We start from the raw sequence: 23592 nt of genomic DNA, 5'->3' as shown, positions 1-23592 counted from the left end.
AATTATTCATCAAAAAGATTACTAAGGCGCTCAACTTCATTTTGAGTTGTGTACATAGGTGTACCAGCTAAGATACCCGTAACATTACGGAAAGGATGTCCAATGTGCATACCATTGTGATCAATCGTAAATTCTCGAATATCTTTATCATGCATTGAGCCTCGCATTTTTAATACAGTTATACCTCGACGCATTTCGCCATACATTTCTACATAACGCAGTAAAATAATTGAGTCGGTAATAGTAGAAATATGTGCTTCTGTAATAGATGAGCCTCCTAATAAAGTAGGGGTTGTCGAAGTAAATAAACCGCCTATTTCCTGTTGTTTGATAAAGGAAGTTAAACCAATAATAAATTCTCGGAAACCCTTAAGGTTAGAAACCCTTTCCAAAGCGGAAAGACTGTCTACTGCTACTCGATTAGGTTTAAATTCTTTGATAGTTTGTTTCATGTTGATTAAATGATTTTCTAAACCAGTAGTTTCAGGATAACGACAAACAACTTTTAATTTGCCTTCTTTCTCCATTTTTTGAAAATCAACACCCCAACCGGTAGCATTTCTGAACAATTGTTCTCTACTTTCTTCAAAAGCAAACACTAAACAACGCTCATTATTTTGTACTCCTCCTGCCATAAATTCTGTTACCATCAAGGTTTTTCCTGTGCCTGTTGCACCCGATACCAAAATAATCGAATCACGGAAAAAGCCTCCACCACACATTTTATCTAATTGATCACTACCTGAAGTTATACGAATGTTAGAAGAATGTTGCTCTAATTCAATAGCCGATAAAGGTATAATTACCATACCTTGACCTGGAATAATTGTAAAAGGATATTCCCCTTTTTGATGATTAGTACCACGATATTTAAGAATTTCAATAGTGCGACGACGTTTCTCATCATTTAAGACGTTACGCAAAATAACCACATTATCAGCTACAAATTCTTCTACCCCATAACGACTAATCTCACCATATTCTTGAGTACGTTCAGCCGTCATAATCGCTGTTACACCCAACTCCCTTAACGCCGAAGCCAATCTAAATAAATCATTTCTCACCTGTGCGCTATCCGCTAAATGGCTAAAAATCGCCCCTAAAGAATCTAATGATACTCGCTTTGCAGAATATTTCCGAATGGCATATTCAATTCTCGCAATTAAAGCACCTAAGTCATATTCTCCTGTAACCATCGGTCTTTCACCCGGTTGAGGAGAAGCATCTACAAAAGCCCATTGTCTGTTTTCTTCCCATTCTCTTATTTTCCACCCAAAACCTGACATATTGCTTCTAATGGCTTTAGGTGGTTCTTCAAAAGTTACAAATACACCATTTTCTCCCCTTTTAATTCCCTCTACTAAAAATTGCGAAGCAAATACAGTTTTAGAACTTCCTGCCGTGCCTGAAACGAGAGTTGCCCTACCTTTTGGTAATCCACCTTCAGCTAAAAAGTCAAATCCGGGTATTCCCGTTTCTAGTTTTTCTATATAGTCAATATCTAATTCTGCTTCTTGACTCATTCATTTTCTCTCTATAATTCGCACCAACAATATTATATTATCTAGTGTTATTTCTGGCGATGCAAGTTTATTCTTAATTAGGAAATAGGAAACGGGGAGATAGGAGATGTAAAGGAAACGGGGAGTTAGGAATTTATTTATCTTTGCCCTTTAATAGAAATTAGAAAGAAAACGAGGAGTTATCAATTATGATGAAAAATCCCATCAAAGGACTTTTGTTAGGTACAGCCGTAGGTGATTCTGTGGGTTTACCCGCCGAAGGAATATCGAGAAGACGTAATCAAAAGATTTTTCGAGGAAAATGGCATCAAAGATTAATCTTCGGTTATGGAATGATTAGCGATGATACAGAGCATACTATCTTTGTCGCTCAATGTCTTATTGCCTGTGGTGATAGGGAAGATATTTTTGTCAAAAGATTTTCTTGGTGTCTCAAATGGTGGTTATTATCATTACCTGCTGGAGTTGGTTTAGCTACTTTAAAATCGATTATTCGATTATGGTTAGGGTTTTCTCCTGATAAAAGTGGGGTATATTCCGCAGGAAATGGTGCAGCCATGCGTTGTGCCGTTATAGGTGCTTATTTTGCCCATAATTTACCTAAATTAGACATTTTTCTCACATTATCCACTAAAATAACCCACAGTGATCCTCGTGCTTTAATTGGTGCAAAAGCGATCGCCTATATTACAGCATGGATTGTTAGAGAAGATTTAAAGGAATGTCCAGATATTGACGAATTAGAAGTAATTTTAAGATTAGTTGAGGATAAAGAAGAAGAATGGCTAAATTTAACTAATCAATTGCTTTATGCCTTAAAACAAGGGTTATCCGTAGCAGAATTTGCCGAATTAATGGGACAAGAAAAAGGTATTTCTGGTTATGTATATACAACAGTTTCTATAGCAATTTATGCTTGGTATCAACATTTTGGCAATTTTAGAGATGCTTTAGAAGCAGTTTTTAATTGTGGTGGTGATACAGATACCACAGGAGCAATTACAGGCGCTTTATGTGGTGCAACCACTGGAGAATTAAATATTCCGCAACCATGGCTCAAAAAAATCTCTGATTTTCCTCGAAATAGCGAACTATTAATCAAAATTGCCGATAAATTAACAGAAAATATTAATAATCAATATCAAAAAAACACTCCCGTTAGTTATGGTTGGTGGTGGATATTGCCAAGAAATTTCGTCTTTTTAATAGTCGTTTTAATTCATGGATTTCAGCGTTTATTACCGCCTTTTTAATCATTTTCTACAAATAAATTTTACCATCTGGCATAGTTACACCATCTAAAATAGCTTCGGATAAATTTACTCCCGATAAATCCGCATCTCGCAAACTTGCACCCGTTAAGTTTGTGTTTTTCAAAATTGCACCATTAAGACAAGCACCCCATAAATAAGCACCATGTAAGTTTGCATCGGTTAAATCCGCCCCCGTCAGATTTGCTAAATTCAAATTAGAAAAGCTCAAATCCGCTCCTCTCAAATCAGTTTCAGTTAGATTACTTTTCATGAAATTTCCTTGAATAATCTGCGCCCCTCTCATTTGTACTTGTTGTAACTGAGCATTATTCAAATTAGCTTTAGTTAAAATACTTCGACGTAATATCGCATTACTTAAATTACTCCCTGAAAGATTACTATTTTGTAATTTTGCACCGCTAATTTTAGCTTCCGTTAAATCTAAAGCACTAAAATTACAACCTTGTAAATCTAAACCGTTAAGAAATGCACCTTTCAACTTAATACCTTGTAATTTTGCCCCTTGTAAGTTTGCACCGCTTAATCTAGCATGGTTTAAATTAGTCCAGTTTAAGTTTGCACCCTGTAAATTTGCCCCTCTTAAATTGATACCGTCTAAATTTGCACCACAAAGATTAACATTGGGTAAATTCGCCATATATAAGCTAACCCATGTCAAAACTGCACCGCTTAAAGTTGCACCTTCAAGATTAACTTTATGTAATTGCGCACCATGTAAATCTGCTTTCGTTAAATCGGCTTCCATTAATAAAGATTCTTTTAACTTAACAAAACTTAAATTTGCACCATATAAAAAAGCTCCTCGTAAATCGGATTTTATCAGAAAACATCGCTCTAAATTTGACCATGCTAAATGTGCATCCGTTAGTTTAGAATCTGATAAATTTGAGTTACTTAATTTCATGCCACTTAAGTTACTTTTACTGAGATTACTATGACGAAAATCTCTATCCCCTTCTCTATATCGTTTAAGTATATCATTGATTATCATGGTCTTTAATCCTAAAAATTTATTAAAAATTAACTAATTACTATTAACAATTTATGGTTAAAAAAAATTATATTTCTATATTATATTTCTTATTTTTCTTATTTTTACTAAAACTTAATAAATTATTAATAAATGTATTTAAAGTTTATGTTTGTTCATATAAATATATATTCTTTTTTTCCTAATTACCTATGACAGATTTAGTTTTTATTGGTGGTGGTCATAGTCATGCGATCGCCTTAAAGTTATGGGGCAAAAAACCATTATTAGGTATAAATATAACCTTGATTAGTAATGTTAAAAATACTCCTTATTCGGGAATGTTACCAGCTTATTTAGCAGGTTATTATAGTTATCAAGAAAGCCATATTAATTTAGAAAAACTATGTAAATTTGCTAAAATAAATTTAATTATTGATGAAGTAATAAATATAGATTGTCAAAACAAAAAAATAATGTGTAAATCGGGAGGAAAAATTAACTTTGATTTACTCTCTATTGATATTGGTAGCAATCCTAAAATTAGTAATATTGAAGGAGCAAATTTATACGGAATACCAGCGAAACCAGTTCCGTTTTTATTAGAAAAATGGCAAGAAATTATTAAAAATAGTAAAGAAAATAATTTAGAGAATTTAATTTTAACATTTATAGGAGGAGGCGCAGGAGGAGTAGAATTAGCAATTAATACCCACAAAAGATTAACTAAGATTTTATCTCCAGAAAAATTAACTATTAATTTAATACATAAAGGAAATAGAATTTTAGGAAATCATAATGAATGGGTAAGTTATAAATTAACAGACATTCTTATAAACACAAATATTAATATTTATCTAAATTCCACAGTTAAAACTATCAAAAAAGAAGAAGTAATTTTAACATCAGGAAAACAGATTATCTCAAACTATCATTTTTTAGTCACAGAAGCCACCGCACCTTTATGGTTAAAAAATAGCTCAATTATGACAGATAAAAATGGTTTTATTTTCATTAAAAATACCTTACAAAGTATCAATTATGATTTTATTTTTGCCACTGGAGATATTGCTAATATGATTAATTATCCTCACCCAAAAGCAGGAGTTTTTGCCGTCAAACAAGGATTACCTTTATATGAAAATATCTGTAATTTATTAAACCATAAATCATTAAAATGTCATTATCCCCAAAAATATTATCTAAATCTGATTGGTATTAGTGACGAAACCGCCGTTGCTAGTTGGGGTTATTTTAGCTGGGAATCCCCATTATTATGGTACTTTAAAAAATACTTAGACACTGCATTTATGAAACAATTTACCGAACTATAAAGGTGAATTAGGAAAAAATTAAAAGATTGAATCCCCTTTAATTGAGCTAGAATTAAAACCATATATTAGCTAACTAATAATAGTCTTTAATACTAAGTAAAAATACTTAACTTAAATTTAAGCGTAAACCATCAGAGGTAAGATTAGATGACTCAGACTTCACCACAACAACCAAACCAAGAAAAAAATATCGACATTAAAAACAATAATTCATCAAGTATGAATGGAGTGGCGAATAACTCTCAAAAATCATTTCCGAATAATAACGGTAAACCATCCGTAAAAAAAGATCAAGAGACAGGTGTTATTCCTTGGTGGCAAAATAAAAGTCTGAGGTTTAAAATGACTACCACCGCCATTACTTTAGGTGTAGTACCGATTATTGTAGTAGGTACAATTATATCTATTGCCGTTAATAGTTCTTTCCGTGCCAAAATTGAAAAAAGTGAAAGAGGAGAAACAAGATTTATCTCTGACACAATGGTATCAAAACTTAATGAGACTTACTTAGATGTAAAAAGCACCGCTCAGTCTTTTCCCGAATCGGCGGATTTTGTCAATAGAAACACGGCGAAATTAAAAGAACAACTTAATATTATCAAAAATACTTATCAGTTTTATGATAGTGTAGCACTATTTGACACTCAAGGAAATGTCATTGCCCAAACAGAAGGAAAACCTTTAGAAAATCATTTAAACCGTAGTTATTTTCAAGAAGCCATCAAAAACAACGGTATTAGTATTAGTCAACCTCTTATCTCTAAAGTTGATAATGTTTTTTCTATTTATGTTGTCTCAATTATTCAAAATCCCCAGACAAAAGAAAGATTAGGTTTTTTACGTTTGCGGATACCTGTAGCTAAATTAGGGCAAGTTTTGACAGATGCTTATAAAGGGGAAGGAAAATCAGTTTATTTAACCGATGGTGACAATAAATTATTTTTTTCCACTCAAGGAGAATTTCAAAACGGAAAGTTAACCAGTGGAGAAAAAGCAAATACTGATAAATCTGTCAACATCAATGAAGTTTTTAAAAACCTAAAATGGGAAAAAGAAACAGAAGAAGCACAAAGTTTTATTGATTATAATCAAATACAGAAAAAACAACAATTAATCGCTTATCAACCAGTCAAAACCGAATTAGATAAAATTAACTTAGGTTGGAATGTACTTATATCTGAAGATGTAGATATAGCATTAGCACCCGTTAACCGCATTTTAAGTTACATTTTCTTCGGTATTGTAGTTTCAGGTGCAGTGGTAGGTTATATCGCTTATCTTTTAGCACAACAACTCATCAATCCCCTAGAAAAAACCGCTAAAACCATTAAAAAAATTAGTGAAGGAGATTTAGACGTAGAAGTAGAAGTCATTGGTAACGATGAAATTGCCGTTTTAGGTAAAAATATCAACGAAATGACAACTCAATTAAGAAGCCTTGTTATTGAGCAACAATTATTTGCCAGTCAATCTACTTTATTGAAAAATATTACCTTAGAAATGACTAAGGCTTTTAACGTCAATCAAGTATTTGAAATCGCCGTCACCGAAACTCGTCAAGCCTTACAATCAGATAGAGTCATAGTTTATAGTTTTGATGAACAATGGAAAGGTACAGTTATCGCCGAATCTGTTGATAGAAACTACCCCAAAGCCCTAGGCGCACAAATTCTTGATCCTTGTTTCGCTGGTAACTATGTCGATAAATATGTAAAAGGTAGAGTACAAGCGACTCCTGACATTTATAAAGCCGGGTTAACCGACTGTCATTTACAACAATTAGAGCCTTTTGCCGTCAAAGCGAATTTAGTTGCACCCGTTATCGTTGAAGGTAAACTACTTGGTTTATTAATCGCCCATCAATGTTCATCTCCTCGTAACTGGCAAAGTGGAGAAATTGACTTTTTCATGCAAACTGCCACCCAAATGGGACCAGCCTTAGAAAGAGTAATCTTGTTACAAAATCAGCAGTTAGATAGTTTCTTATCAGGAAAATTAAAAGATATAAGTTTCAAAATTGCCGAATCTTTAACTCAAGAGAAAATTTTTGAAATAACCACAGAAATGGCTAGGGAAGCATTAAGATCTAGTCGAGTAATCATCTATCAGTTTGACGAAGATTGGAAAGGTACTATTATTGTTGAATCTGTAGATCCTCAATATCCTAAAGCATTAGGAGCAAATATCAAAGATCCTTGTTTTGCTGATAAATATGTGGACAAATATAAACAAGGTAGAGTACAAGCGACTAATAACATTTATACCGCAGGATTAACTAGCTGTCATATACAACAATTAGAGCCTTTTGCCGTTAAAGCTAATTTAGTTACTCCCATTATTGTGGAAAATAATTTATTAGGATTACTTATCTCTCATCAATGTGACGCACCCCGACAATGGACAGAATCTGAATGTACTTTCTTATCTCAACTTGCCACCCAAATTGGCCCAGCCTTAGAAAGAATACAACTATTGAGCAAACAAAGAGCATCGGAGTTAGAGCAAAGAAAAGCAAAAGAAACCATCCAACAACGAGCGTTAGAATTATTGATGCAAGTTGATCCTGTTTCTCAAGGTGATTTAACTATTCGAGCCAGTGTAACAGAAGATGAAATAGGTACGATCGCCGACTCTTACAATGCTACTATCGAAAGTTTAAGAAAAATTGTAACCCAAGTACAAGGCGGTACAAGAGCTGTAAGTGAGGTTATTATTGAGCAAGAAGGTTTTGTCGATAATTTAGCTACAGAGGTTATTCGTCAAGCGGAAGACATCAATGTCGCCCTTGAAAAGATACAAACTTTAGCCTTTAGCGCGCGTAGTGTCTTAGATAATGCAGAACAAGCAGAACAAGCAGTAAAACGAGCTAATCAAAGTGTAGAAGAAGGAGAAGTAGCCATGAATCTTACGGTGGACGGTATTCTTGCCATTCGAGAAACCGTAGCGGAAACAGCGAAAAAAGTTAAACGATTAGGAGAATCAACTCAGAAAATTTCTAAAGTAGTTAACCTCATTGGTAGTTTTGCCGATCAAACGAACCTTTTAGCGTTAAATGCTTCTATTGAGGCAGCTCACGCAGGAGAAGAAGGACGAGGTTTTGCGGTGGTAGCCGAAGAAGTTAGATCCCTTGCCCGTCAATCAGCCGACGCAACGGCGGAAATTGAAAAAGTGGTAGCTGAAATTCAGGAAGAAACTAACGAGGTAGTTAAAGCGATGGAATCTGGTACAGAACAGGTGGTAGAAGGTACAAGATTGGTAGAAGAAACCCGCGCCTCTTTGACTAATATTACCGCCGCTTCTGCTCAAATTAACCAGTTAGTTGCAGCGATCGCCACCGCAGCCGCCGAGCAGTCTCAAACCTCTGATGACATTACTGAAACTATGTCCGATGTAGCAGGAATCTCTAACGATACTTCTAACACTGTACAAAAAGTATCTCGCAGTTTCAGAAAACTGTTAAAAGTATCCGAAAACTTAGAACAAAGTGTTAGTAAATTTAAAGTCAATTAAACATCCTTATAGCCCTCAAGTTTGGAGGAATTAAAAGGAGATTCGCCCCCCAACCCCCAATTTTGGGGGAATTAAAAGGAGATTCGCCCCCAACCCCCAATTTTGGGGAGTCAATTTTAAAGATCTCATTATTGAGGATTTAGGGACAAAATTAATCAAGTTTTTCTCACCTATAAATAACCATGACAGCAGTTATTACGAAACCAAAATTATCTTTTTCTCAATTTATTAACCAATTACCCGATGAGGAAGGTTGCTACGAGTTAGTTAATGGTGAAATTATGCGCAAACAACCCACCAGAAAACATGATGATCTTGCCGATGCCATTGCTGATATTTTTAAAGAGGAAGCCAAACGCTCTAACCTAAATTATCGTATTAGTGGACGAATTCTTATTCGCACTGAAACACAAACAGGACAAGAACAAGGGCGTTATCCTGATGTAGTAGTGGTGGATAAAGATATTTGGGAGTCTAATTTAACGGCTCAATCAGTTTTATATCAAGCTCCTGAGTTAGTGGTGGAGGTTGTTTCCACTAATTGGGAAGATGACTATATCGATAAGTTAACGGAGTATCAGTTATTAGGTATTAAGGAATATTGGTTAATTGATTATCTTGCTGTAGCTGGTCGATCATGGTTAGGTAATCCTAAACAACCGACTATTTTTGTTTGTACTTTAGATGATAATAAAACTTATCAAATTAAATCTTATCAAAATAACAACGGCATAATTTCTTCTACTTTTCCCGAATTAAAATTAACCCCTTTAGAATTATTTGAAGGATGAATAAAAATAACAATCGCCCCTAAGTTTGGGGAATTTAAAGGGAGATTCGCTCCCCATCCCGCAATTTTGAGAAATTTAAACGAGAGATTCGCCCCCCAGCCCCCAAGTTTGGGGGAGTCAGTTTTAAAGATCCCATTATTGAGGATTTAGGGACAAAATTACTAATTACTAATTATCACTTATTACCATGACACAAGCACCAGAAAAACCAAAACTAAACCTTTCGCAAAATTCTTATGTAGAACAACCTTCTCTTAATATAGAGGAAGAAAAACAGAATACTCCACAACAACTTCCAACAGTTACATGGTTTTATAACCTTTCTATACGCAAAAAACAACTCGTAGTATTATTAACGGCTCAAACTATCTCCATTGTTGCATTATTAGCCGTAGGGGTAAATCAGGTTATTCAAGGCGGTAGGGAGCAACTTATTAACCAATCGACTTCAGAATTGGAAGCTACTAAAATTAATTACAGCATCAAAGTTAATCAGATGGGTTTCGGTTTTCGTGGACAATCTGATAATATTGCCATTATCAACGCTGCCTTAACTAAATTTAATGGCGGTACTTTAACACCTCAACAACGAGGTATTGTTAGACAAATTCTGCAAAACGAAATTAAAGCCCGTGATATTGAATATTCTACTTTAGTGGGTAGAGATAAAAAAATTATTGTAAATAGTAATCGAGATCGCACAGGAGAGTCTTTTGATCCTCAAGGTTTAGTATCTGAAGTGATTAATAATCCTGAACAAATAAAAATCACAGAAATCGCTTCATGGGATGATTTAAAAAGAGAATCACCGCCGATTTTACCGAAATTACCTAAAGGACAACCTGTTCTCATTCGTTATACTTTTACTCCCGTATTTAATCCTGATACCCAAGAAGTGATCGGGGTTTTAGTCTCTGGAGATGTAGTCAATCAAAAATATACCATCGTTGAACAAACTGCTAAAGAATTTGGTGGAGGTTATACCGCTATTTATAAAGTTTTAGGAGATAAATTTATTGTCGCTTCTTCTTTACACGAGACTGACGAGGGTACTAACGAAGCCTTAACCGATGAAAATCTTTTAAAACAAGCAGTTAAAAATTCAGGGGAAATTGTTTCAGCTCGATCTCAAGTTCATGATGCTATTTATACCCTGACGGCTCAAACTATTAATAACTTTAATAACGAACCCATTGCTATTCTAGTACGAGGCACATCAGAGGCAAAACTCAATGAAATTATCTCCCGCAGTTTAACGGCTCAAGGACAAACGGCTGTTCTAGTATTGATTGTCAATATATTTCTAATTTTAGTTTTAGGGAAAGTCATTGCGACTCCCATTGAATCTTTACAAATTACCGCAGAAAAATTTGCCCAAGGAAATTATCGTCTTCGTTCTAATATTAGAGGAAAAGATGAAATTGGTAAATTAGCTGATACTTTTAACTATTTAGCCGAAAATATTGAACAAACCGAATCTATTTTAACCTTAGATTCAACTAAAATCAGTCTTTTTCAAGATATTACAAGTACAACTACTCTTGATGAGAATGATGTTAATAAAGTTTTTGATCGAGCATTACCCAAAGCTAAAGAAATTTTAGAAATTGATCGCCTTGTTATTTACCGTTTTAAACCAGACTGGAGTGGTTATATTAGCAACGAAGCAGGAGATTTAGATTTACCTAGTGCGTTGAATGAAAATATCAACGATCCCTGTATTCCTTCAGAATTAAGACAGGCTTATATTAACGGGCGAGTTGTACCCACAGAAAACGTTTATACCGCAGGATTTGCTCCCGAACATGAAGACTTAATGCACCGTTTGAAAATTAAATCCAATTTAGTCGTCCCTATTGTAACTCAAGGACAATTATTTGCATTATTAATCGCCCATCATTGCCGTCGTCATCACCAATGGGAAGAAAAAGAAATTGCCTTTTTAGGTCAAATTGCCTTACGTTTTGGGGTAATTTTAGATAGGGTAAATATCCTTAAAGAGCAAATGTCAGCGGCCACAAGGGCTGAACAACTCAAAGAAATTACTCTTTCTCTAGCAGCTAGTTTAAATCGACAACAAGTATTAGATTCCGCCGTGACAGAAATTCGTTCAGCTTTAAAATGCGATCGCACTATTGTCTATGAGTTTGATGAAAATTGGAAAGGTACTATTATTGCTGAATCTGTAGCGTTAAATTGTCCTAAAGCTATCGGTGCAACCATTGCAGATCCTTGTTTTGCTGATAGATATGTAGAAAAATATACACAAGGTAGAGTTCAAGCTACTCCCGATATTTATAAAGCTGGTTTAACCCCTTGTCATATCAAACAATTAGAACCTTTTGCCGTTAGAGCAAATTTAGTAGCACCAATTTTGGTTAACCGTAAACTTATCGGCTTGTTAATCTGTCATCAATGTTATGATGTGCGTAACTGGGACGCCAAAGAAATTGAATTATATAGTCAATTATCTACCCAAGTCGGTTTAAGTATTGAAAGGGTAAAACTTCTTGAACTACAACTAAACTCCGAACAAGTACAACGAGAAGGAAAAGAATTACTCCAAAGACGAGCATTAGAACTATTGATGCAAGTTGATCCAGTATCTAGTGGTGATTTAACCATTCGTGCTACGGTAACAGAAGATGAAATTGGTACTATTGCTGACTCTTATAATGCCACCATTGAAAGTTTAAGAAAAATTGTATCTCAAGTACAAATCGCCGCTTTAGAAGTAGCTCAAACCACCATTACTAACGAAAATGATGTCAAAGTTTTACAAGAAGAAATTCAAGAACAAGTAACTAATATTTCTGAAGCAATTTTAACTGTTAAGCAGATGAGTCGTTCTAGTAACCTTGTAGCCGAAAATGCAGAATTAGCAGAAGAAGCCCTCCAAAAAGCTCAAGAAAGCGTGGAAACAGGAGACTCAGCCATGAATCGTACCGTAAAATCCATCATGGAAATTCGTTCTACCGTACAACAAGCCTCTGGGCAAGTTAAAAAGTTAGGAGAAACGACTCAAAATATTTCCACCGTAGTGGGACTTATCAGCAGATTTGCCGCTCAAACTCACCTTTTAGCGTTAAAAGCCTCCATTGAAGCAGCACGAGCAGGAGAACAAGGTACTGGTTTTGCGGTAATTGCAGAAGAGGTAAGGGCTTTAGCAACCCAATCCGCTCAAGCAACTGGTGACATTGAAAAACTGGTTAATGAAATCTTGAACGAAACTAAAGTTGTTGTCATAGCAATGGAAGAAGGTAGCGAACAAGTAATTGAGGGTAGTAAATTAGTGGAAGAAACTCGTCAAAGTTTAAACCAAATTGCGGCAGCTACTACTCAAATTAATGAATTAGTAGAAGCCATTGCTGCAGCTGCTTTTGAGCAATCAGAAAATTCTCAAGAAGTAACGGTTAAAATGGCAGATGTAGCTAAAATTGCTGAAAAAACTACCGCCTCCGTGGCACAATTATCTGATTCTTTTGTCGAATTACAACAAGTAGCTCGTACTTTAGAATCTAACGTTGCTCAGTTTAAAGTAAGTTAGTCTCTCAATCCCCAACCTTGGGGTTTATTAGATTCCTAGAAAAAAAATCTGTACTTATCATAACTGGATATGCACAAGTTGATGAGTTTGAATGGGATGATCAAAAAAATATCAAAAATCAAGAAAAACATGGGATTAGCTTTGAGGATGTTATCGAAGTCTTTGATTATCCCATGGTTACAAGAGTTGATAACAGATTTAATTATGGAGAAATTAGGCTAATAGGAATCGGTAGAGATGAAATAGCTGTAATTTATTCGATTGTCTATACTCAAAGGGAGAAAAAAGTTAGAATAATATCAGCTAGAAAAGCAAACAAAAAAGAGAAAAATATATATGACAATTATTACCGTTAAAAGAAAAGATATTCTCCCCAAAACTCCAGAAAGAATAAAAGAGATAATGGCTATAAGAGATGAAGACATCGATTATTCTGATATACCAGAATTAGATGATAATTTCTTCAAAAATGCCCAATTAGTCAATTATTCTAAAGGTGAAAAATTGAGATTGAGATCTTGTACTAAAACTTAATTGATAATTAATCAGGTTTAACAGGATCTTTCGTGAGAAAATCATAGTTTCTGTTAAGTTACTACCCGTTAAATATCCATAACTTAAATTACTCTTTTTGGAGTTAGCATAACTTAAATTACTTTCATTTAACTAATTTGATCAATCTTCCTCCTTGGTTAAATTTTCACTCATCACAAAATAATATTTTTTCCCTAACTTAAAATTAAATATCCTAAAAATACATGGAAACTAGATTAAAATGTATAAATATAATCTTTTGCTGATCAAATAAATTGTTACAATAAAGAGTATTAAAGGCAAACTGCAATAATCTTAAACCTACCACTAACTTGAGTCATGAATCCACTAAATCAAGCATATCAACTATTTATTGACGAAGTACCTGAATTATTACAAGAAATTGAAAATGGTTTGTTGAATCTCAAACAAGCTAAAATTGATGGTATGATTCGATCTACTCACTCCATAAAAGATAGTTCCGCTAGTGTTGGTTTAAAAGGGATTAAAGATATTGCTCATCAATTAGAAGATTATTTCAAAGCACTTTATAACGAAGATTTAGTTATCGACACAGAGTTAGAAAATTTATTTTTAGAAGGTTATGATTGTTTAGCAATACCTTTAACACAACAAATAGATACGGGAAATTTTGATCGTAAAGAGTCAGAAAATAGGGCAAATAAAGTATGGGAAAAATTAGAATTCAAACTAGGTAATGCCCTTAAACAAGTACAAAATTATCTTCCTTCTTCCGAAGATTTAGGTATTGATATTGTGGCTTCTCTTTTTGAAGTTGATGTTGCAGGGGAAGTCCGCCGTTTAAAAGGTGTTGTGGCTTCTCCTGAAAGTTTCGAGCCTGAACAAGAATTACGAGAATCCGTAGATATTCTCCTCGGTTTAAGTGAATTAGTCAATCTTTCTGGTTTTTCTTTGCTCACCAGTATTACTCAACAAGCCTTACACAAACATCCAGATAAAGCTGTAACTATTGCTACTTTATTGATTCAGGATTTAGAAAATAGTAGAGAATTAGTGGCACGAGGCGATCGCAAAGAAGGAGGAAGTCCTTGCTCAGGTTTACTAACTTTAGCAGAAGATACCAGCGCACAAGTTGAACTTAATCTCATTGAACAATTAACTCAAAACTATCAGATTACCTTTAATATAGAAGATCCTAGCTATCAATTCTTTTTAGCAGAAGTACCCGATTTATTACATAACCTTGAAAGTGGTTTATTGTCAGTAAAAGAAGATAAAAGTATTTCTAGGGTAAATGATATGATGCGTTCTGCTCATTCTATCAAAGGAGGGGCGGCTAGTGTTGGTTTAGATGGAATAAAAAATATATCTCATCAATTAGAAGATTATTTAAAAGCGTTATTTGATGAGAGTGTGATTGTGGATGATGAATTAGAAACTTATTTATTAGAAGGATTTGATTGTTTAAAAAATGCCCTTAACGAACAAATTGACAGAGGAAGTTATCAAATAGTATGGGAAGAAAATGCTTCGGTTACTTGGGATAAATTAAAACAAAAATTAGGACATATTCAAAATAACGATTATTTACCATCTTCGGCGGATTTAGGCATCGATATGGTACAGTCTTTGTTTGAAATAGATATAGCTCAAATTATTGAACATCTACAAAATAGTTTAGAAAATTTACCCTCTGTAGAGTTACCATCAGAAGTTATTTTACAACTAGAAATATTAGTTGGGTTTAGTGAAATGACCGATTTAAAAGGGTTAAAAGACATTGCCGAAGCCGCTTCCTTAGCTATTAATAATTATCCCCAAGACATTCAAGAAATAACTGCTCTTATAATTCAAGACGTTACTAATGCAAGAAATTTAGTTTTAAATGGCGATCGCACTCAAGGGGGTAAACCATCACAAAGATTAAAAGAATTAGCAGACATCCCTAGGAAAGAATCAACCCTTGATTTTACACAAATAGCTCCACAAGAGCAACAGAATTTATCCCATCAAGAAATTAATCAGGAAGAAGAAACGAATCAATTACTAGAATTTGCAGATTTAATGGGAGATATTTCTTCAGAATCACAGCTATACCCAGAAAATGAAGCAGAACCCTCAGAAATCCTCGAATTTGGAGACTTAATTCAAGAAAATGCGAATTTTGACCTACGGGAAGAAACCGATGATTTTGCTGATTTAATTGGGGATATGATGAACTTAAATAATGATGCTCCAAATTCTGAATTTAGTTATTTAACCGATAAAACCGATAATTTTATCCCTGAAAATGAACAAGAAAACTCCTATCATGACTTAAATTACTTAGTAGATAACTTTATTTTAGAAGAAGATATTAACGAAGAAAATGACAGTAACTCAGCTCAACAGAAAGAGTTACAAGCCCAAGCCTATGAGTTTTTCATGGAAGAAGCAGTGGACTTAATCGCTATTATTGATAACGGTTTAGAAGGTGTTTTAATTACTAGAGATATAAATGAAATTAACGAGATAGCTCGTGCTGCCCATTCCCTTAAAGGAGGTGCAAGAAGTGCTGGTTTAGAAGATTTAGGTAATATTGCCTTACGAGTGGAAAAAAGTTTCAAAGCCTTATTTAACGAAAATATACCCCTTGACGATAACTATAAAGAATATTTACGAGAGATTTATCCTTTATTACGTCAACCTTTAATGGCTAGAAGATCAGGAGAAAATTTCGATGAAAAGTCGGCATTAGAAACCATCAACGAACTTTGGGAGATGTTTGAAGGTAAATATGGCGAAGAAATTGCACAATCTGAACAATTTTTACCCTCTTCGGCGGATTTAGGCATTGATATTGCTACCTCTATATTTGAAGTAGATGTAACAGAAGGCATTAACACTCTTCAATCAACTTTAGATAATGGTAATCAAACAGAATTAGAAGATATTTTATCAATGCAAATAGAAGTATTTTCTGGTTTTGGCGAAATGTTAGTATTACCCGGATTTACTGCTATTTGTGAAACTGCGGCTAATGCTTTTTCCCTTAATCCTAGCAACCTCAATGCTATCACTCAAGCCTTTATTAATAACCTAGAAATAGCCAAAGAGCAAGTATTACAAGGAGATCGAGCTTCTGGCGGTGAACTTAGTACAGAGCTATTATCTTTAGCAGGGAAAACAACTCAAGAAAAACCTCCTCAAGTAAATATAGAACAACCTATAGATACCACAGATCAAGCCTATCATTTCTTTGTGGAAGAAGCCCCAGAATTATTAGAAATTATTGAAAATGGCTTGTTAACCTTAAAAGAAGATCGTAGTATAGCTAAAATTCATGAAATTATGAGAGCGGCTCATTCTCTCAAAGGTGGTGCAGCTAGTGTTGGTTTAGAAGCCATTAAAACTATTTCTCACCGCTTAGAAGATGTTTTTAAAGTTCTTTATGATGTTACTATTGACCTTGATACGGAATTAGAAAGCTGGATATTAGAAGGTTTTGACTGTTTACGCAATGCTTTAACTCAACAGATAGAAACGGGTAATTATAACCCTGAATCTGCTTTAGTGGTTGCCGATGAAGTATGGAAAAAAATTCAGACTAAACTAGGTGTTGCTCTTAGTCGTGCAGATGATTATATTCCTTCCTCTACAGATTTAGGAGTGGATATTGTACAATCAATGTTTGAAGTGGATGTCGCCGAAGAAATACAAAGACTTAAAGATGTGGTAAAAAATCCCACCAATCAACCTTTAGCAGGAGAATTACGAGCAACTTTAGAAGTATTTTCTGGTTTTGGCGAAATGTTAGTTTTACCCGGATTTGCGGAAATCGCCAAATTAGGTTTAATGGCTATCGAAAACAATCCTTCAAGGAGTTTAGACATTATCAAAGTAATTATTCAAGATGCCGAAAAAGCTAGAAATTTAGTTTTAGCAGGAAATCGTAGTACAGGCGGAGAACCCAGTAATGAATTAAGACGTTTTGCTACCGCGCAAATTAGTTATGGAGAATTAGAAGAAGATAATAATAATGATTTGCCATTCTTAACAAATGTTTTTAGTAGTTTAGAATCCAACACTGACGAAAATAATAATAATGATTTGCCATTCTTAACAGATGTTTTTAGTAGTTTAGAATCCAACACTGACGAAATTTTCACCATAACTTCCGAAGATAAAGAAACGCAAACCAATACACCGTCTTTAGATGATGTCTTTAATTTTAATCTCGATGATGATCAAATAGAGGCAATTCATCAAGGGATGAAAGATGATGATAATGACGAAATTCCTAACATTGAAGATATTTTTGCTTCAGAATTTAGTGAAGAAGAAATTAATCTCCTTGCTAAAGCCTCAGAATTAGCCTTAGAAGAGGATAAACAAAATACAATTCCTTCTTTAAATGAAGTTTTTGCTTATAATGAATTACCGTTAGAAGAGGAAGACAACGAAGATAATACCTTTATCCCTTCTTTGAGTCAAGTATTTTCTGAGGTTGATATGTCCGTAATTGATGATATGGAAGAACAACAAAGAGAAGATGATGAGCAAAACAATACATTTTTACCTTCTCTGAGTCAAGTATTCTCTAGTGTAGATATGTCCATTTTTGATAAAGAGGATGAGGAAGAAAATGAAGAAAACGAAGACAATACAGCTTTACCTTCTTTAAGTCAAGTATTCTCTAGTGTAGATATGTCCATTTTTGATAAAGAGGATGAGGAAGAAAATGAAGAAAACGAAGACAATACATTTTTACCTTCTCTGAGTCAAGTATTTTCTAGTGTAGATATGTCTATCTTTGATAAAGAGGATGAGGAAGAAAATGAAGAAAACGAAGACAATACATTTTTACCTTCTCTGAGTCAAGTATTTTCTAGCGTTGATATGTCTATCTTTGATAAAGAGGAGAAAAAAGAAACCGAAAATTTACCTTCTAATGAATCATTATCAGAATCTGTGGGAATAAATGACGCTACCCCATCTTTAGAAGACGTATTTAGTAACTCTAGTGAAAATGTAGAAGAAGATAATTTAATCTCATCGACTTTTGAAACTACTGGTTTAAATCCACCAAAAACTCAAAACCCTAACATTATTGAAGATAAAATAGTGTCAGAAAATGAAGAATCTTTCTCAACTACCCTAGGTATGATTGATTTTGGTAAAGAAACTTTAATGAGTATTCAAGAAGGAATAAATACTCCACAATTTACCACCCAAGAAAATCTCAATGACATTATCACTTCTATTAATGTAGAATATCAAAATTTACCCGGTTTAAAATCTCCTGAAGACATCAAAAGTAGCTTTACTAAACGAGTCAAAAAAGTTTCTGAGAAAAAACCTCAAATTGATCCTAAAGTTACGACTACGACTACATCTACTAAAACTAATTTAAGCGTAAGAGTTGATTTAGATCGTCTTGAAAGAATGAATAATTTAATCGGGGAATTATCTATTAACCGTAATGGACTGTCTCTGCAAAATGATAAACTACAAAATTCCGTTAAAGAGTTATTAGAAAGATTTATTCGTTTTCAACAAATGGCTAATAATTTACGAGATTTATCCGATAAAATGGTGGCTTCTCCTGATAAATTTCGTTCTCGTAATGGCAAAAATAGTTCTCCATTGATTTTATCTCAAGATAGTGAGTTTAGTTTAACTTCTGCTTTTGATTCCTTAGAAATGGATAGTTACGATAATATGTACTATGTCATTGAAGGTCTAATAGAACAAATGATCCAATTAGAGGAAGCAGTGGACGATATTGCCTTATTTGCAGGACAATCAGGACAAAGTGTTGATACTCAACGTCAAATGCTTAACCGCCTTCGAGATGAGTTGATGTGGGCGAGAATGTTACCTTTAGGAGAAGTTTTAAATCGTTTTCCTCGTGTTCTTCGAGATTTATCAGTAAAATACAACAAAAAAGTTAATCTCAAATTAAACGGTACAAGCGTATTAGTTGATAAGGCGGCTTTAGAGAAATTATATGATCCTTTAGTGCATTTAATTCGTAACGCTTTTGATCATGGTATTGAGACTCCCGAAATTCGTAAACAACGGGGTAAATCAGAAACAGGCATTATCGAGGTTAAGGCTTATCATCAAGGAAATCAAACTATTATTGAAATTAAAGATGATGGCGGCGGTTTAAATCTTAATAAAATAGGACAAAAAGCCCTTGAACGTAAACTCCTCACTCCTGAACAATTAGCCGTTACTAATAAAGAGAATTTACTGGAGTTAATTTTTGAACCCGGATTTTCCACCGCTTCTTCTGTTACTGAAATTTCGGGACGTGGTGTCGGTTTAGATATTGTTCGTTCTCAATTGCGATCGCTAAAAGGGACAATTTCTGTAGATTCTGAACCGGGTATAGGTACAACTTTTACCATGGGATTGCCTTTAACTCTAACCATTGATAAGTTATTAATACTCTCAAGTGATGCTCATTTTTATGCTTTACCCTCAGATAACATCGAAGAAATTATTGTACCTGAAGAATATCAATTGAAAACTTCTGGTAATAAACGCTTCTTGCATTATGAAGATAAAGTTATACCTATTTATCCTCTCATCGATTTATTAGAATATCGTTGTTATGTAGCGGAAAATTCTTCCGTAAGTCAAGCCTTAGAAGCATTACCTACCCCTGAAGAATGGCTGAAACCTTTATTATTAATGCGTTTAGGACAAGAATTATTTGCCATAGAAGTAGATAATCTCGTTAGTGAACAAGAATTAGTCATTAAACCTTTTGGTAGTGCATTAACTGCCCCCAGTTATACTTATGGATGTACTATTTTAGGTGATGGGACATTAATTCCAGTGATTAATACCACTATTTTACTGGTTAATTTCTTTGAAGCTAGTCAACCCCGTACAACCATAAACCGTAAAGGCTTTAGTGGTGGTAATGGCAGTACTATATCTGAAACTTCTTTAAGCAATGCTTTTCAAATAGCTTCTGTTTTGGTAGTAGATGATAGTGCGGCAATGAGACGAACTCTAGCCCTTTCCTTAGAAAAAGCTGGTTATCGAGTCATTCAAGCTAAAGATGGTAAAGACGCATTAGATCAACTACAACAAAATTCTCAAGTAAGTCTAGTTATTTGTGATATTGAAATGCCTAATATGAACGGATTTGAATTTTTAGGACAAAGAAGACGTTATCCTGAATTAAATAAAGTTCCCGTGGCAATGTTAACTTCTCGCAGTAATGATAAACATCGTAAATTAGCTACTCATTTAGGTGCAAATGCTTATTTTACCAAGCCATATATCGAACAAAAATTCTTACAATCCATTAAAAGTTTAATCGATCAAAAATCTCTCGTAAATGCCTAATCAAGTAAAGGTGGGCATTGCTCACAAAGCATAGTATCAGACAGCAGTCGCTTTTTCAAGGCGAATAATTACTAATCAAGTAAAGGTGGTGTAGAGCAAAGGCAAGGGGATTAAACCTGAAACCTTGCTAAATCGGATATTCAAAGCATCGAACTGAGACAATAACGACTAATTGTCTAGTATTTTTACAAAAGTTAACAAAATATAGTAGAATTATTACACCAAAAATTAAATATTATATTGAAAGAGTATGATAGCGGATCAATTTCCTTGGCTTACCGTTATAATCGCCTTCCCCCTTGTTGCGGCACTTTTAATTCCCTTTGTGCCTGATAAAGACGGTAAAACCTTAAGATGGTATGCTTTAGGAGTCGGACTAATCGATTTTATGTTAATGTGTTATGTTTTCTGGCAACATTACGATACAACTAACGCCAGTTTACAGCTTGTCGAACAATATTCTTGGATTCCCCAATTAGGCTTAAGTTGGAGTGTTTCGGTAGATGGTTTATCCATGCCTTTAGTACTTTTAGCTGGTTTAGTTACCACTTTATCTATGTTTTCAGCGTGGCAAGTAGATCGTAAACCACGTTTATTTTATTGTTTAATGTTACTGTTATATTCAGCACAAATCGGTGTATTTGTTGCTCAAGATATTTTATTATTATTTATCATGTGGGAATTAGAATTAGTTCCCGTATATTTATTAGTATCCATTTGGGGTGGACAAAAAAGACGCTACGCTGCCACAAAATTCTTACTTTATACTGCCTTAGCTTCTATTTTCATCCTCATAGCTGGTTTAGGAATGGCATTATACGGCGGTGGAGAAATTACCTTCGATATGGTGGCTTTAGGATTAAAAGAATATCCCATCGGTTTAGAAGTTTTACTCTACGGCGGTTTATTAATTGCTTTTGGTGTCAAATTAGCGGTTTTTCCCCTTCATACATGGCTACCTGATGCCCACGGTGAAGCATCCTCCCCTGTGTCGATGATATTAGCAGGAGTTTTGCTAAAAATGGGCGGTTATGGCTTAATTCGCCTCAATTTAGGATTATTACCTGAAGCTCATGTCTATTTCGCTCCCGTGTTAGTGATTTTAGGGGTTGTAAACATAGTTTATGGCGGTTTTGCCTCTTTTGGTCAAACTAACATGAAACGTCGTTTAGCTTATTCTTCTGTGTCTCACATGGGTTTTGTCTTAATCGGTATCGCTTCTTTTACAGACTTGGGCATTAGCGGAGCAATGTTACAAATGCTTTCTCATGGTTTAATTGCCGCCTTATTATTCTTCCTTGCTGGAGTTACCTATGATCGTACTCATACCATGTTCTTAGACGAAATGGGAGACATCGGCAAAGCTATGCCTAAAGTATTCGCATTATTTACCGCCGGAGTAATGGCTTCTTTAGCGTTACCCGGTATGAGTGGTTTTGTCAGTGAATTAGCTGTATTTGTCGGTTTTAGTAATAGTGATGTTTATAATTCAACCTTCCGTACAGCAACAGTATTTCTCAGTGCCGTGGGCTTAATTGTTACCCCCATTTACTTACTCTCGATGTTAAGACAACTGTTTTACGGTACAGATAAAATTCAAATGTGTACTATTGGTACTATGGAAATCAGTGAAAACCCTGACAATGATCCTGCAGTATGTTTTGGAACTAACTGTGTTCTACCCGGAGAAGCAATTTACGAAGATGCAAAACCACGAGAAGTATTCATTGCAGCTTGTTTCTTAGCTTTAATTCTTAGCGTGGGTTTATATCCCAAACTCGCCACGCAACTTTATGATGCGAAAACGGTAGCTGTAAATGCCGAAATTCGTCAATCCTATCTCGAAATTGCACAAACAAATTCTATTTCTTTAGAGTCTAAATTGGCAATTAACAATTAACTCATTTCGATGCAGAAGATTTCAGGTTTCAGGTAGCAGGTTTCAGGTTTCAGGTTTAATACCCTCGGACATTTATTTGTCAATCAAAGAATTGAAAGTAAAAAATCAGTTAAGATATATTATTTGTCCATTCTTTAACCTAATACTCAACACCTGACACCCGACACCTCAACTGAACAATTAATTATATTTTTGCCTAACATCACCTTTTAACTTATCTTCACGGAAAATTATATATAGAACTTATTTGATATTATCCACTATTTTAATAATTAGGATATGCTATTAAAAGAACTATTTTACGCAATTTTACATTTTTGAAAAAATATATCATATAATCTAAAAAGAAAATCTTAAATAAATATTAAGAATCTCAAAGATTATCATGGTGTCATCAGGAGGAATCAATGTTTATTCGATTAGCACATCAGTATCGTGAATTTGTTAAAGATTTAGTGATGAATCTTCAAGTATTAGCCATTGTTTTGGAAAAAAGAGGTTATATTGCTTCTTGTTATACTTGTGGCACGGAGTTGACAAGTGCTTCCTTTATGGTTAGCTTGGGTGATAATCACCTTATTCGCTTTCTCGTATCTGATTATGGTATTACTTGGACTGAAATGCAAGATGATAGAGAATTAATGAAGTTAGAAGGTGCAGAAGCTATCAGTCAATTAGAAGAATTAGCTAATCTGGTAAAATATCAAGTCAAATCCGTTGACAGCAAATCTCCTAATTATGATCATAGTATGTTAGTTCACTAATTTTGAGCTATGATTGATAATTGACAATACTTTTAAGATAGTTATCTCTGATATTCATCAAAAAGTAATGAGTTTTTTTCGATAATATGAGATTATTCTCAATTGTTAATTGTTCA

Annotated in this window: 12 protein-coding genes; 10 read left to right on the top strand and 2 right to left on the bottom strand. The window is 34.3% G+C overall.

Going from position 1 to position 23592, the window contains the following annotated elements; translation table 11 throughout:
* Window positions 1–2: 2 nt before the first annotated feature.
* Window positions 3–1523, bottom strand: a complete 1521-nt coding sequence (gene kaiC, locus ACEW8E_RS13820; protein ID WP_373480938.1) for a circadian clock protein KaiC — start codon at window positions 1521–1523, stop codon at window positions 3–5.
* A 188-nt stretch (window positions 1524–1711) separates the two neighbouring features.
* On the opposite strand from kaiC, the gene ACEW8E_RS13815 reads away from it, so the two are divergent.
* Window positions 1712–2776 (top strand): ADP-ribosylglycohydrolase family protein, encoded by a 1065-nt coding sequence (locus tag ACEW8E_RS13815; protein WP_373480937.1) that lies wholly within the window; start codon window positions 1712–1714, stop codon window positions 2774–2776.
* 7 nt (window positions 2777–2783) lie between these two features.
* Here the strand turns inward: ACEW8E_RS13815 and ACEW8E_RS13810 are convergent, their stop codons facing one another.
* Entirely contained in the window at window positions 2784–3788 is a 1005-nt protein-coding gene (locus tag ACEW8E_RS13810; protein WP_373480936.1) for a pentapeptide repeat-containing protein, read from the bottom strand.
* A 191-nt stretch (window positions 3789–3979) separates the two neighbouring features.
* Here ACEW8E_RS13810 and ACEW8E_RS13805 point away from each other — a divergent pair, with 191 nt between their 5' ends.
* The 9 genes from ACEW8E_RS13805 to ACEW8E_RS13765 all read left to right on the top strand — a co-directional run bounded on the left by ACEW8E_RS13805 (window position 3980) and on the right by ACEW8E_RS13765 (window position 23476).
* Complete coding sequence (locus tag ACEW8E_RS13805; RefSeq protein WP_373480935.1) at window positions 3980–5101, top strand: FAD-dependent oxidoreductase; 1122 nt, start codon at window positions 3980–3982, stop codon at window positions 5099–5101.
* A 147-nt stretch (window positions 5102–5248) separates the two neighbouring features.
* Window positions 5249–8611: a methyl-accepting chemotaxis protein gene (locus ACEW8E_RS13800; protein WP_373480934.1), complete on the top strand. Its 3363-nt coding sequence runs from the start codon at window positions 5249–5251 to the stop codon at window positions 8609–8611.
* A 182-nt stretch (window positions 8612–8793) separates the two neighbouring features.
* Window positions 8794–9402, top strand: coding sequence for a Uma2 family endonuclease (locus ACEW8E_RS13795; RefSeq protein ID WP_373480933.1), 609 nt, complete (start codon window positions 8794–8796; stop codon window positions 9400–9402).
* 187 nt (window positions 9403–9589) lie between these two features.
* Window positions 9590–12949, top strand: coding sequence for a methyl-accepting chemotaxis protein (locus tag ACEW8E_RS13790; protein WP_373480932.1), 3360 nt, complete (start codon window positions 9590–9592; stop codon window positions 12947–12949).
* 17 nt (window positions 12950–12966) lie between these two features.
* Entirely contained in the window at window positions 12967–13305 is a 339-nt protein-coding gene (locus ACEW8E_RS13785; protein WP_373480931.1) for a BrnT family toxin, read from the top strand.
* Window positions 13286–13483, top strand: coding sequence for a hypothetical protein (locus ACEW8E_RS13780; RefSeq protein WP_373480930.1), 198 nt, complete (start codon window positions 13286–13288; stop codon window positions 13481–13483). The genes ACEW8E_RS13785 and ACEW8E_RS13780 overlap by 20 nt, the downstream gene beginning before the upstream one ends.
* Before the next feature lie 339 nt (window positions 13484–13822).
* Entirely contained in the window at window positions 13823–20812 is a 6990-nt protein-coding gene (locus tag ACEW8E_RS13775; protein ID WP_373480929.1) for an Hpt domain-containing protein, read from the top strand.
* A 250-nt stretch (window positions 20813–21062) separates the two neighbouring features.
* Window positions 21063–22712, top strand: a complete 1650-nt coding sequence (locus ACEW8E_RS13770; RefSeq protein ID WP_373480928.1) for an NAD(P)H-quinone oxidoreductase subunit 4 — start codon at window positions 21063–21065, stop codon at window positions 22710–22712.
* A gap of 407 nt (window positions 22713–23119) precedes the next feature.
* A complete protein-coding gene (locus ACEW8E_RS13765) occupies window positions 23120–23476 on the top strand; it encodes a DUF1815 family protein (protein ID WP_373480927.1) in 357 nt (118 codons plus the stop codon).
* Window positions 23477–23592 lie beyond the last annotated feature (116 nt).

It is taken from the genome of Geminocystis sp., assembly GCF_041753295.1.
Classification (GTDB): domain Bacteria; phylum Cyanobacteriota; class Cyanobacteriia; order Cyanobacteriales; family Cyanobacteriaceae; genus Geminocystis.
The sequence above is the reverse complement of the archived record's forward strand: the minus strand, read 5'-3'. Positions and strand labels throughout refer to the sequence as shown.